The organism is Cyclonatronum proteinivorum (assembly GCF_003353065.1).
Lineage (GTDB): Bacteria > Bacteroidota > Rhodothermia > Balneolales > Cyclonatronaceae > Cyclonatronum > Cyclonatronum proteinivorum.
Window position 1 is genome coordinate 1,291,183 of sequence record NZ_CP027806.1, and the last position, 13,950, is coordinate 1,305,132.

The 13,950-nt window shown below is 47.7% G+C and carries 11 protein-coding genes; 10 read left to right on the forward strand and 1 reads right to left on the reverse strand.

Translation table 11 applies throughout. From position 1 onward, the window contains the following. Positions 1-4 precede the first annotated feature (4 nt). The 10 genes from CYPRO_RS05125 to CYPRO_RS05165 all read left to right on the forward strand — a co-directional run bounded on the left by CYPRO_RS05125 (position 5) and on the right by CYPRO_RS05165 (position 12,420). Positions 5-1,141 (forward strand): glycosyltransferase family 4 protein, encoded by a 1,137-nt coding sequence (locus CYPRO_RS05125; protein ID WP_114983588.1) that lies wholly within the window; start codon positions 5-7, stop codon positions 1,139-1,141. A gap of 28 nt (positions 1,142-1,169) precedes the next feature. Continuing rightward, positions 1,170-2,051, forward strand: coding sequence for a TolC family protein (locus tag CYPRO_RS05130; RefSeq protein ID WP_114983589.1), 882 nt, complete (start codon positions 1,170-1,172; stop codon positions 2,049-2,051). Positions 2,052-2,276: 225 nt separating this feature from the next. Next, the gene (locus CYPRO_RS05135; protein ID WP_164682555.1) at positions 2,277-4,364 is read left to right on the forward strand and encodes a GumC family protein; all 2,088 of its coding nucleotides are present in this window, start codon (positions 2,277-2,279) and stop codon (positions 4,362-4,364) included. Positions 4,365-4,506: 142 nt separating this feature from the next. Further along, the gene (locus CYPRO_RS05140; RefSeq protein WP_164682556.1) at positions 4,507-5,676 is read left to right on the forward strand and encodes a glycosyltransferase; all 1,170 of its coding nucleotides are present in this window, start codon (positions 4,507-4,509) and stop codon (positions 5,674-5,676) included. 6 nt (positions 5,677-5,682) lie between these two features. Further along, a complete protein-coding gene (locus CYPRO_RS16540; RefSeq protein ID WP_164682558.1) occupies positions 5,683-5,838 on the forward strand; it encodes a hypothetical protein in 156 nt (51 codons plus the stop codon). A gap of 146 nt (positions 5,839-5,984) precedes the next feature. Next, complete coding sequence (locus tag CYPRO_RS05145; RefSeq protein ID WP_164682560.1) at positions 5,985-7,583, forward strand: O-antigen ligase family protein; 1,599 nt, start codon at positions 5,985-5,987, stop codon at positions 7,581-7,583. Between the two features lie 44 nt (positions 7,584-7,627). Further along, the gene (locus CYPRO_RS05150; RefSeq protein ID WP_114983593.1) at positions 7,628-8,602 is read left to right on the forward strand and encodes a glycosyltransferase family 2 protein; all 975 of its coding nucleotides are present in this window, start codon (positions 7,628-7,630) and stop codon (positions 8,600-8,602) included. Between the two features lie 32 nt (positions 8,603-8,634). Continuing rightward, a complete protein-coding gene (locus CYPRO_RS05155; RefSeq protein ID WP_114983594.1) occupies positions 8,635-9,708 on the forward strand; it encodes a nitroreductase family protein in 1,074 nt (357 codons plus the stop codon). After that, positions 9,686-11,203 (forward strand): lipopolysaccharide biosynthesis protein, encoded by a 1,518-nt coding sequence (locus CYPRO_RS05160; protein ID WP_114983595.1) that lies wholly within the window; start codon positions 9,686-9,688, stop codon positions 11,201-11,203. The genes CYPRO_RS05155 and CYPRO_RS05160 overlap by 23 nt, the downstream gene beginning before the upstream one ends. After that, positions 11,200-12,420 carry a polysaccharide pyruvyl transferase family protein gene (locus tag CYPRO_RS05165; protein ID WP_114983596.1) on the forward strand — a complete coding sequence of 407 codons (1,221 nt, stop codon included), beginning with the start codon at positions 11,200-11,202 and terminating at the stop codon, positions 12,418-12,420. Before CYPRO_RS05160 ends, CYPRO_RS05165 begins: the two co-directional genes overlap by 4 nt. Positions 12,421-12,522: 102 nt before the next feature. Here CYPRO_RS05165 and CYPRO_RS05170 read toward each other — a convergent pair whose 3' ends face one another. Beyond that, positions 12,523-13,755: a glycosyltransferase gene (locus CYPRO_RS05170; RefSeq protein ID WP_240644843.1), complete on the reverse strand. Its 1,233-nt coding sequence runs from the start codon at positions 13,753-13,755 to the stop codon at positions 12,523-12,525. Between the last annotated feature and the right edge of the window lie 195 nt (positions 13,756-13,950).

Sequence of the window (13,950 nt, forward strand, 5' to 3'; positions counted from 1 at the left end):
GATTATGACAAAACGAGTAGCCATAGAAGCCCAGCGCATATTCAGACCGAAAAAGCACGGTATGGATATGGTTGCGCTTGAAACGGTGCGGCAGCTTATTGAACTGCAGCCCGAAGGTTACGAGTTTTTTGTCTTTGTGAAACCCGATGATGATGTTTGTGTTACTTCTTCAGGATGTGTTAACGTAATTGAACTGCCAGCTACAACCTACCCCTATTGGGAACAGATCGCTTTGCCAGCGGCACTGAACAGGTATAAAGTTGATTTGCTTCATACAACAAGCAACACAGCCCCGGTCAGCCCTGTTGTACCATTGATAATTACCCTTCACGACATTATTTATCTGGAGAAGGGTGGTGTAAAAGGGGCTACATGGTACCAAAAACTCGGGACGGTCTACAGGAAGTGGAACGTACCCAGGGTTGTACCAAAAGCCAAAGCCCTGATAACGGTATCAGAGTTTGAGAAAAAGCGGATACAACAGCATTTTGGAGAAAAAACCAACGTGCATGTGGTGTACAACGGCATCTCAGATCGCTTCTTTGCTGAAACCACAGCAACAGAAAAAGAAGCGGTAAAAGCCAGGTATAAGCTGCCGGATCAGTTTGTTTTCTTTCTCGGTAATACCGATCCCAAAAAAAACCTTCCCAATGTTTTAAAAGCAGCTTTAAGAATATTGCGCGAAGGCCCTGAAAATCTGAAGATGGTAATTGCCGACTATGCGCCTGAAAGGCTTGAACAAATGCTCAAAGCGCATCAGGCAGAAGAGCTTGCATCCCGTTTTGTTCTGCCGGGCTATATTAAGAATACGGATTTGCCGGCTATATATGCTTCTTGCGCCCTGTTTCTGTATCCATCTCTCAGAGAAAGCTTCGGCATTCCCATTATCGAAGCACAGGCATGTGGTGCGCCCCTAATTACTTCTAATACTTCATCCATGCCCGAAGTCTCAGGTTCTAAAGCGGTGCTCGTAGATCCTGCTGATTTTAATGATATTGCCGATAAAGCTCTGGAAGTGCTTCATAATGATGATTTCAGGCTGAAGCTTATTTCTGACGGAAAGCAAAACGCAGCACGCTTTTCTTGGAAACAAACAGCTCTTGGTACACTAAAGCTGTATAGTGATATCCTGAATCGTTAAGAAATACTTAATCTACACCCTATTTGAAATGAAATTCCGATGCCCTACAAAGTGGATCGGTGCGTTTCCCCTGCTTATTGCACTGGGTCTCATCGTTGTAACTGTCAATTCAGAACAGGCTTCTGCACAGGTATTAAATGTCCAAACGGAAGTAGACCGTGGTGATGATCCCAAGATTATAGCACGATTACAGCAACTTGCCTGGGAAAATCACGAGTCAAACAGGGTTGCAGAGACACTTGTCGTACAATCGAATTATGGCGTGCGTAATGCAAGATTAGAGTGGTTAGACGCATTTACTTTCACATATAATTTCTACCCGGAACAGCTTCAGGATCAGGCAGGCCCTGATCTTTTCAATCGTGCAGGTATAGCATTTAATATCAATCTTGGACGACTTGCCCGTACACCCGGCAGGATAAGAATGGCTATTGCTGAGCGCGATTTATACCGCTACGAACTCGAGGTTCAGCGTAAGCGAATATTTAATGATGTGATTGACCGCTATTCTTTCTTTTTATTAAGTGCTGAACTTTATCAGTTGTTTTTGGAAGCAGTCGAAAATTCACAGTCAACCGTAAATCTTGTTCGTGAAAGATTTGAAGCAGGTGATCTTAATATTGAACAGCTACAGCGTGGAGAAGAGTACCTCATTCTTGACCGGCAGCGTCTTATTACAGCAAGGACTGATTTCTTCAAAGCGCGCTTTGCCGTTGAAGAGCTGATTGGTGTGCCGATTGCATCTGTTTTTGAAGATGTCTTTGGCGATGATTTTGCGGATGATGCTGATGGAGAAGAACATGATGATGATGAAGGCGAAGGTAATAACGAAACCGAACTTTTGCCTTCGCAGGAAAGTGAGGAGCCTGCTGATGTAAACGATGAAAATGATACGGACGCTGAGGAATAGGCAATGGATGTAATTCAGTTTTTACGAACCCTCTACAGATATCTTCCGCTGCTGATACTGTTACCCATTGTAACGGTATTGATCACGTATGTGTTTGTGCGCAATATGGAAGGGGAGTATCGTGCAAGATCGGTTATTTCCAGCGGTATTATCGAAAGTCAAAGTGCTCCCGGAACCGACGCACGTATAAATCGTGATCAGATTGCATTTCGTTATGCAAACTTTATGGAGCTTATCAATTCCCGACCGGTTATCAGTCTCGTTTCGTTTTCTCTTTTAAGGCACGATCTGCAAAACCCGGGTCGTGGCTTCCGACCCGACACACCAGAATTTGAAGACCTAACCCCAACTGCGAGAGCAAGTCTTATAGATTCGCTAACGTACTATATAGATTCAACGCAACCACTTGACCTGACGGAAGGGTATGGCCTTACGGTTTACAACCTCATGGTTGCCAAAGGCTATGAGCCTGAAGCTGTTACAAACAGATCCAGAATTCAGCGGTTGGGGCAAAGTGATTACATTCAAATATTGGTCGAATCGGAAAACCCGCGACTTTCAGCGTTTATAGCCAATGAGCTTGCTGATTTATTCATAAAGTTCTATCGGTTCAGGCAAAATCAGCTGCTCGGAGTCAATATCGATTTTTACCTCGAACAGGTTCGCTTGCGCGAGATACAACTTGATGAGCGATCGCGGCGTCTTCAAAATTTTAAAGTAGCCAACAGCATTACGAACCTTTACGAACAAACCAAAGCCATTGCAGTTCAGGTTTCTGACTTTGAATACCTGCGGCAAATGGAGACGCGAACCTATCGGGGAGCCGAAAGCCTGATTGACAGTCTCGATGTAGTATTAACAGATAATTCCGGTCGTGATTTTACAGAGGGCAGACAAGCAGCACTTAATGCGCAGGTTGCGGCATCCCGCCGGCAAATGTCGGAGCTTAACCGCCGACGCGTAAACGCTGTGATTCGGGGTGAGATGGCTCTGGCTGATGAACTCGAGCAGCAGGTTGCGGAGTTACGCGATTTGCTCCATGTCTCTGTTTCTAATATGAACACGCAGGCCATTGCCGACCCAAGGGTTGCCCGCGAGCAGCTCATTACGCAGCGAATGCTGCTGGCGCTCGATCGCGAACAGGCAAGGCAAGCCCTGATTTATATTGACAGGGAGCTGCAGCGACTCGCCAATCTCACACGGGAGTTTGCCCGTTTGGAAGCCATTCAGGATACCTATGTTAGGGAAATTGATCTGGCAGAGCGGGATTATCTTTCCATGCTCGACCGTCTGAACCAATTCCGGCTCACGCAGCAACAGACCATTAACAGCGGTGCGCAGGTCGAACAGATAGAACGTGCCATGCCGCCCCGCGATCCGCTGCCATCCAAAAAGATTCTCATTATCCTGGTTGCCGGGGCGGGTAGCTTTGGATTTGCCCTCGTTTCCGTTTTCGTCATAGAGTATTTCGACCTGACGATTAAAACGGCACGTCAGCTGGCAAATGCCCTTGAGAAACCGGTATTTGGTATCATTCCCGGTTTGGAAGACGATGAGCTTGATATACCGGCAATGTTTGCGCAGTCAAGTTCAAACCTTACCATTAAGGCTACCTTATCTCTTGTCAGGCATCTTAGAAGCAACACCCTGCCGTATACGGAAGGCAGGCGTTTGATTATTTCAAGTACGCAGCCTAAAACGGGTAAGACATTTCTATCCATTTTATTAAGCTATGCGCTTGCCCAAACAAGCCGAAAGGTATTGCTGGTAGACGCCAACATGCTGAGCAATAAGCTTACGCAAACCTTTCAAAGTGAGCCGGCGCTGGAACGGTATCTTCGTGGTGAAATAAGCCTTGATGAAGCGGTAAGCCCGACAACACATGAAAATATATTTGTGCTGGGTTGCGATATTTCAAACCTGACCATTAATGAAATCGCCCCTAAAGCGCAAGTTGAGCGGGCTTTTGAACAACTGATTGAAGGGTACGACAGCGTCATCATTGATTCAACCATGCTGGTTAAGCATAACAATACCAGGGAGCTCTTACCTTTTGCCGATAGCATCATCCTTGCATTTGCAGCTGGTGAAGTAGTTAATGGTTTGGATCGTGAGCTGGTTGTTGAGCTAAATGAAGCTCCAATATCCTTTGAGGGCTGTATTCTCAATAAAGTTGAGCTTAATCAGATCGAGGATGTATATGGAGAGCTAAATAAAAAGCGCAGCTATCCGCGTCGCGTGTTTAAGCAAATCATTCGGGGGAATATCAAAGGTGCATTCCGGTTTAAGCGGGCTGCTGATCAAATTGATTAACCTTGTGTTCTCTCCACTCCCGGTAACCTGATTCATAGGTCTGTATATGGTTGATATCCTTCTTTATGTATTTCTCGCTGTACAGATTGCAGCCTGCTTTTATCTGCTGCTGCCTTTTCTGTTCCTAATAACCTCATCTGTTATGCCCGTGAGTGAATCAGACCGTGCGATGGCCTCAGGTATGGCAGATGAAGGGCAAAGCGATCAGGAAACAGGTATTGTCTGCGTCATTACCGCCTACAAAGAGAAAGAATTTGCGTTTTTGCTGGTTGATTCCCTCCTCAAACAAAAATACGGCAAGTTTCATATTTATCTGGTAGCTGATCGCTGTGAAGCTGAAGACAGTGACCCTAAAAACCAGAAGCTTAGCATTCTATACCCTGATGCACCGCTCGATTCCAAAGTAAGCTCGCTCAGGATGGCGATGTCAGAAATTGATGCAAGCGTATACCCGTACACCCTGGTTTTTGATCCGGATAACCTTGCTCATCCTAAATATTTACAAGAACTGAATGCATTACTGATGCAGGGCTACAAAGCTGTCCAGACGCGTCGTACAGCCAAAAACCTGAATACCAACATGGCCTGCATTGATGCCGCAGGCGAGCACTACTATCACATCACGCAGCGGCTCGCGCCATTCAGACTTGGCAGTTCAGCGACTATTGCAGGCTCTGGTATGGCCATAGAAACAAGCCTGTACAGCCAACTGCTTGATGAAACGCAGAAAAGCTTTGCGGAAGGGGAAGTGATCGTTGCCGAAGACAAAATCCTGCAAAATCACCTGATTGAGCTGGGGCATATCATTGCATACGCGCCCAATGCGGTGCTTTACGACGAGAAAGTAGTTTCGGCCGCACAAGTGCAGCGTCAGCGGACCCGATGGATAAACTCCTGGTTCGGGTATTTCAAAGAAGCCCTTTCGCTTGCGGGCTTTGGTGTAAAACGGGCTTCATCCAACGCACTTCTGTTTGGGCTGATGATATCAACGCCCCCTCTTTTTCTGATGCTGCTCGCGGGTGGTTTTCTGGCTGTGTTAAGCTGGCTTTTAACCCCGTCTTTTGCCCCATGGATGAGCGCTGCCGTACTTATATTTGGACTAACATTTATGGTATCCCTGATGCTTGCACAGGCGGACCGACGCATTTGGAAAGCCCTCGTATCCGTGCCCTTGTTCATCTTCAGGCAGCTCATGGCTATGCTGAACATCAAAAAGGCCAATACTTCTTTTATGGAAACTACCCATGAAAAGAGACTTACGATTGAAGAAGTCATATTCGATATCGGAGAATTTAAACGTGTTAAAGGCTAAAGCAATATGATCATTCGTCCATACAAGGAATCAGAGATCGATACCGACGGAAGCAAAACCAATGCTCCGGAACTGGACCCAATCGATCGGCTGCGCATGCTCGCTGCCATCGGACTTGCAGCCGCGCTTTGCGTAGGTTTTTTCTTCAAAGTTGTAGTTTGAGATGTCACCGTGTTTGTGCATATCAATACAGGAAAAACAGCGCCGTAATTTGATCTTACGTTTCGGTCATGGGAAACCTGTATCATGTACAAGCTACAGTAGCCTTGCAGCTCCTTCAATTCATGGTATCTTGCAGGAGGTATTGCATGTCTGACTTTATTATTGATACCCGAAAAGAGACGCCTGAGCACAAAAATAAGTTTGAATTCCTTAAGTGGTGGATTTATAAGGTAACCATCAGGGAAAAGCTTCAGAATCCTGCGGGACTAATATTCTTTTCGTTTGCAGCTGTGTTTATGGGCGTGGTAGCTGGTAAACTTGGTCTTGTACCAATGGTGCTGGTAGCCGGTGCGGCTATAGGTTTACCTGTAGGACTTGGGGTTGTATTTAATCTCAAGTTCGGTGTTATCTTGCTCTACGTGCTTTTATTTACCGTTCTTGGTTTAACACGCCTAATCCCGGGTATTCCATTTGGTATTTCCTTCGACGCTATAACTGTAGGCTTGCTATTTGGGCTTATTGTAAAACAGGCTACAGAGCGGGACTGGTCATTTGCCCGGCACCCCATCGGGATCATTGTGCTGATCTGGATATTGTACAACATAGCACTTGTAGCCAACCCTTGGGCAGCATCACGCCTTGCATGGGTGTACACCATCCGGAGTATTGCTGCAATTATGATTCTGTATTTCATCCTGCTTTACACCATTGACTCGGTTGATTTCCTCAAACTTCTCATCTATTTATGGCTGGGAATGGCTTTTGTTGGAGCCCTGTACGGCATTTATCAGGATATCTTTGGGCTTATGGCGTTTGAGTGGGCCTGGTTAACGGCGGATCCCGTAAGGTTCAGGCGCTATTATCAGTTTGGGAACGTGAGGGTGTGGTCCTACTTCTCGGGACCCATGGTCTTTGGCGTGCTCATGTCGTTGAGTGCGGTAGCAACTGCATATATGGCTGGTACGGTAAGAAGTCTGGGCTTAAAACTGGTATATATCTTTGCAGCCTTTATAATGCTGTACGGTATGATCGTCTCCGGAACCCGCGCCGCCTATGTCGTGCCTATTATAGCGATTGTCACCTTTGTGATTTTTAGTGGAGATAAGCGTATCCTCGTTGCTTCGGCCATAGGCGGGTTTTTGTTTATGAGCTTTATCAATATCCCTTTCAGTAACGACCGCATCCGGCAGTTTCAGAGTGCCTTCAAGCCGGGGGATGATTCCTCCTTTGAAGTCCGGCAACAGAATCAGGCTTTTATCAAGCCGTTTATCCGATCCCACCCGATCGGGGGCGGACTCGGAAGTACGGGGGTTTGGGGGCAGCGTTTTTCCCCGCACTCGCCGCTCTCGCAGTTCCCGCCTGACAGCGGATTTGTGCGAACAGCGGTAGAAGCGGGCTGGATTGGTCTCCTGATTTTTAACACCCTGCTTTTTTTTATTGCTTACGAAGGAATTAAAAATTATTTCAGAATTCGGGATCCTGACCTGCAAACGATTCAGCTGATGTTTATTGCTGTTTTATTCGGGTTAATTTTGACAAATTATCCCCAGGAAACGATTGGCTCACCGCCTATAAATGCTGTATTTTTCCTCTGCGCGGCCGGGGTTACAAACATTCTGAAAATTGATAATAAACTGGCACTCGACAGGCAACGCAGGCGTGATCTCGGGGAGGAAGTCGAAGAGGAACCCCATCTTATTGAACAGCAGTCTTTCCTGGATTCTTTATTCAATAAAAAGAAGTAGATATTCAGGCAGCATCATTACGATCAATTTAATGACATTTAATAATGAGTGAATTTCCGCTGGTATCCATCATATCTGTGAATTTCAATGGTCTGGCTTATACCCTGCAGATGATTGCGTCCGTACGGCAGGTAACATGGCCAAATGTTGAAATCATCGTGGTCGATAATGCATCAAAAGAGGATCCTGCGGAAATTGAATCCCGCTTTCCTGAAGTGAAACTTATTCGCAGTGATGAAAATCTTGGTTTTGCAGGAGCAAACAACCTCGGCGTAGCTGCTGCCAAAGGAGACTATTTTATCTTTCTGAACAATGATACCGAAGTTGATCCGGACTTTATCGGTCCGCTTGTGGCTGAGTTTCAAAAAGACCCTAAGGTCGGGATGGCATCTCCCAAAATTATTTTTGATGAAGAAGGCAGGCGTCGCATTATTCAGTTCGCAGGCACGCCGGGCATCAATAAGTTCACCATGCGGGAAGGGCACAGCGGGCACGGGGAAGAAGATAAGGGGCAGCACGATGTTGTGCGTGATACCGAGCTGGTGCACGGGGCAGCCATGATGGTCTCCCGTGAAGTAGCTGAAAAAGTGGGTCTCATGCCCGATATTTTCTTTTTGTATTACGAGGAGCATGACTGGTGCGAAATGACCAAGCGCGCTGGTTACAAAGCGCGATATGTTGGCACTTCCAAAATTTACCACAAAGAGTCACTCACCGTCGGTAAAAACTCTGTTATCAAATCCTTTTATATGGTGCGTGGCCGCCTGCTTTACATGCGCCGAAACACTAAGGGTCTGGAATATTTATCGAGCCTGCTTTTCTTTGTGATTGCAGCTTTCCCAAAAAATACGCTCTTATTGCTGCTACAGCGCGAATTTAAACTTTTGAAAGCATACTGGCAGGGCGTATTCTGGCATCTTGGGCGCACGAATGTAAAGCAAAATCCGCAGCTCATTACCGATTCATCCGGAAACGCAAGCGTGACCAATCTTTCGGGTGAGCGCATTCGCAAATTCTGATTTTTATCTCCTTCATTTAGCAAATCGTTTTTATGGCACTTTACGACATTAAAATTTATGTGCAAAACAACTGGCTGCTGCCGATTGTGCACAAACATCCCAAACTGGCCGACCTGTACTATTTTCTTTTTTCGAGTGATTTTTCCCGCGAGCACCAAAAAGTACTGAAGGGCAAATACATGCACCTTCAGGCGCTGAAAGAGAAAAAGCCCAATGCCTTTCACTTAAGGCGTCAGGTTCACCGGATTGAGAAAGGGCTCATTATGAAAAACCGCCGCAGCGTCTTTGCCCGCGATTACATCGGCGATACGGTAAAAAACTATGAGGTGCTTTCCAATCACGTTGCAGCCGGAGGTGATATTGATACCGAACTTCTGAAATGGGCATCGAACGTGCTGCAGGCTTATTTCGATGCAGTCGACACCAGTCATGCCGAAATAAAGCCAGCTTATGAACAGTTTCAGGCTATTCAGCACAAAATTGATTTCAATCCCAAGCAAATTGATTATGTGCCTTACAAGCGGATTCAGGGTACCAAAAGCAATGTGAGCTATGAGGACTTCCTCAAACTCACCCAACAGCGACGCTCCGTGCGATACTTCCAGCAAAAGGAAGTGCCGTATGAGCTCATTGAAAAGGCAGTAAGTGCAGCAACGTATTCACCTTCAGCCTGTAACCGGCAGCCATTTGAGTTCCGGATCTTTACGGATGAGCAAATGAAAAACCTCGTCGGCGCGATCCCAATGGGCATCCGGCCATTTTATCAGAACATCCCGGTGATGATTCTGCTCGTGGGCAAACTCAGTGCATACCTCAGCGAGCGCGACCGGCACGTGATTTATCTCGATGGCGGTCTCTTTTCCATGAGCTTCGTGCTTGCCCTTGAAACCCTGGGACTGAGCTCGGTGACCATCAACTGGCCGGATATTGAGTACCTCGAGCAAAAAATGGAAAACCTGATTGGCGTAGCCGATGATGAGCGGGTGCTGATGTGCATTGGCGTAGGCTTTGCCGACCCGGAAGGCGGCATCCCGTTCTCACAGAAAAAAACGCCAGATCAACTTCTAAAACGGAACATCATCCGTGACGCAAACGCCGGGGCCTGATCCGCATCAAAAATGGTTCGACCGTGAACATCTCGGTCAGGACCTGAAGGGGAAGTCCGTGAAAGGCGGCCTGCGAACGGTCGGGGCACAGCTGTTTTCGTTTATCATCAACATCGTGACGACCATCTTCCTGGCGCGCCTGCTGCTGCCCGAAGATTACGGTCTTGTCGCGATGGTGACCTCGTTTACCGGCTTCATCCTCATGTTCAAGGATCTGGGGATGGCACAGGCCATAATTCAGATGGACGGGCTGAATCAGCGGCTGGTGAGCATGGTGTTCTGGTTCAATTTCCTGGTGAGCATCCTGCTCGCGCTCATCATCATTGCGATGGGGCCGCTGCTCGTTTGGTTTTATGATGAGCCGTTGCTGCTGGGCATCACCTTCTATTACTCGCTTGCTGCGATTTTCGGCGGGCTTTCCACGCAGCATCAGGCTCTTTTGAGCCGGCAAATGCACTTCAAAGAGCTGTCAGAAATCACCATAGCGGCCTCATTTTTCAGCCTCATGCCCGCCCTTTGGATGGCCTACGCCGGATACGGCTACTGGGCCTTGGTCGCCATCAACGTGCTTAATCCTGCTATTGCAGCCGTGCTGCTTTGGTTCCGGTGCGACTGGCGTCCTAACTGGACGGGAATAGATTGGTCCATCAAAGATTTTATCGGATTCGGAGCCGGCGTTTCCGGCTTCAACATGATAAACTACTTTTCGCGCAACCTCGATAATATTCTGATTGGTCGTCAGATCGGTTCCGACGCTTTGGGCTTATACAGCAAAGCCTATCAGCTGCTGATGCTGCCTATCACGCAGCTCCGCGATCCTCTCAACGCTGTTGCGACACCTGCGCTCAGCTCGCTGCATAAACAGCCCGAAAAGTACCGTCACTACTACGAACAGTACCTGTTTCTGCTGGCTTTTTTCTCTATGCCGATTGTTGCGTTCCTGTTCGTCACCGCCGATGACATCATCCTGTTTTTGCTCGGTCCGAACTGGGTTGAAGCGGCCATCATCTTTCAGCTGCTGGCTATTACGGCCTTCATTCAGCCTACGGCAAGTACCCGCGGCATGGTGATGCTTTCCTGCGGACTCTCCACCCGGTTCTTTTTCTGGGGACTTTGGAATGCGATATTTGTGACCATCGCCTTTGTTGTTGGTATGTATTATGGCGGGCTAAACGGTCTTGTAATTGGTTATGCTATAGTGAACTACCTTATTCTGATACCTTCTCTGATGTATTGCTTTAAAAATACACCGGTTCGGGTTGCTGATTTTTTCAAAACAGTTGCAGCACCTGGCTTAATCTCCATACTTTCAGCTGCGGCACTGTATCAGCTTGTCGCAATAGAACTCGACATTCATCTTTTCCTTCAAATCATCCTTTATGCTGCGGTATTCGGTGTATTGTATCTTGCACTATGGTTCCCGATCGGGGCCTTGCGCAGCCGCATTCTTGGGATTGTTGACCTTGTTAAATCACTGCTAAACAAAAAACTATGAGTAAGCCATCATTTCTGATTGTAGGTGCCAATTTCACCAATAAAGGCGCGGAAGCCATGCTGAAAACGGTGCAGCATAAGATCCTGCAGCGCTATGAAGACGCAGTTATTTACGCCATCTGCCACGAAAACGAGTCAGAGCTTGCAAGCATGCAGGGCATCATCCCGCTATATGTAGACCGGTCTTCCCTCGGAATTTTTATGGGTAAGGTGGCCGGGAAGCTCCGAAAAACCTTCAAGCTCAAATCTAAGCCTTACGCCGATTATACCCCGGCGGAAAAGCTTCCGCAGATCAAAAACCTCAAAACGGCCATTGATGTAAGCGGATTTGCCTACGGTGACAAAGGCGGATACATTCAGCCGCTTGAAACCTTGAAAGTGATGGATTTCTGTAAAAAATCAGATGCGCCGTATATTTTCATGCCACAGGCATGGGGTGGCTTCAGCGATCCGCAGGTAGCTGCAAACTGTCGCAAAATGCTCAGCCGAACCGATACTTTTTTTGCACGTGATGAAGTCAGCCGCACCTACCTCGCCAATCTGCTGCAAAAACCGGCCAAAGATATGTACCTGCTGCCTGATATTGCCTTTCATTTTCCTATTCCAACCCTCGACGGAAAAAAAATCCTGGCGGATTGCGGCTATGAAAACCCGCTTGACAGGCCGGTGCTTGGCATTTCCCCGAACATGCGCATTTACGAGAAATACCCTGAGCGCGGCCCTGAAAACGAGTATCTGAAGCTGTTGTTAAATGTTATTGAAAGCCTGAAAAACAGCTACCACATCGTACTTATACCCAACGAAATTCGGCCGGAAGGCGCGCAGGAGCGTGATGATGCCTATCTGTGTAAAACCCTGTACGAAGCCATTCCGGCCAATGAAAATGTGACGCTCATTAGCGGATACCGGTCTGCTGAAGAAATTAAGGCCATCATCCGGGAAACAGATTTATTAATCGCCTCTCGCTTCCACAGCCTGATTTTTGCCCTAAGTCTCGGGATAGCCTGCATGGCCATCAGCTGGAGCCATAAGTACCGTGAACTTTTCGCGCTGTTTGAAATGGAACACTATGTAGTCGAGCACAAGGATATGAACACAAAATATGTGCTTGAGCTTTTCGATGAACTGCAAAACGAACGGGGCGCACTCGAAACGAAAATCAGCAAGATCCTGCCTGAGTTGAAGGCTAAAAATGAAGGCGTATTTGATTTCCTGTGAGACTTTTGAAAAATAGCAACGCCTTGATCTTAGGTATGGGGGCAAATGAAATGCATCGAAAAACAATGATGAGCAAGGAGCCCCCAGGAAAAGTGCTTGGTGTTACCCCATCACATCGCCCATCCACGCCCGGATTTGTTCAACCCGCTGCTCCCAGGTGTTTTGGGATGCGCGCTCGTAACGCTTACGCGCTTTTTCAGATGTGTTGGCCGTAAGGGCTTCGGTGATGGCCGCAGCAAAGGCATCAGGTCCGTCGGCGAGGGCGATGACATCGCCGAATGACTGAATGTCCTCGGAGAAAGGCGTTGCAATCACGGGCTTTCCGGAGGCGAGGTATTCGTTGATTTTCAGCGGGTAAATGCTCTTGGTGACTTCGTTGCATTTGAAGGGTAAAATGAGCGCGTCGAAGTGTGCGAGGTAGGCAGGGAGATCGTCAATCTTTTTGGGACCCAAAAAGTGCAGGTTGGGGATGGCATCGAGGTCAATATCGGTGTGACCCGCGTGATTGCGGGGCCCGACAAGCACGACATTTTTATCCGCGTGAACTTCACAGACCCGCTGCAGGATGTCGTAATTTTGCCGGTGACAAATGTTGCCGGTGTAGCCAATGATCGGACCGCGGATTTCGGCTAAATCCATAGGGCGGGGCAGATCATCTTCGTAAGCTTTGCGGAAGGTGCCGAAACTTGCGGCATTGGGCAGGTATTCGACTTCTTCGCCGGAGAGCTCCGCGAGGTCACGCTGCAACTGCCGCGAGGTCGCAAAGCTGACATCCGCGTTTTGGATGGCCGTGATTTCACCGCCCGCGCCGTGCTTGCGCAGATAAGGCTCAAGTGCGCGGATGTTGTCGCGCGACTGATACAGCACGGCTTTAGGCCTGAACCCTTTAGGCAGCGTAGTCAGGTAGAGCGGGTTAAAGGAGTTGTAGAACACAAAATCGCGGAAGCCAAGAGATTTCAGGGCCTTGAGGATACTGCGGGCAAGTACTTTGTTGTTGCGGTTTTGAAGGGTGCGGTAAAGTGCGCCGTCCTCAAAACTGTTACAGGGAAGCATGAGTGGCGGCGTAAGCGCGTAGAGGTGCGGGGCAAACTGCTCAAGTTTTTTGAGGCCGCCTTTGCCAAACAGAAGCGCCTGCTGCCGGGCCTGTACGCTCGGCTGTTTCCGCTCCCGCACGAAATCGGCGAAAGTGTAGGGGTAATCCACATAAATCACCGGCTGCGATTGCGCGAAAGTGCGCGCAATCGACCATGCTGCGGAGGAGAAGTCGCCGTCCCAACGGCTCATGCTGATCATTACGATAGGCAGGTTTTGTTGCATTCCGGTTGATTTAGTCATAGGTATTAAAGAAGGATGGTGTTGGGTTGAGCGCCAATATGTTCATTCATTAATTTATTAAAATGGAGGGCAACAAAAATGTGAAATCTAAAACTCCTGAATAAAGACCTGTCCTGCCACAGGTAGCGATACCTGACCATTGAAATTGGATTTGAGAAAAAAAAGCTTAAATTAAACTATGGAAAATTTCACCAC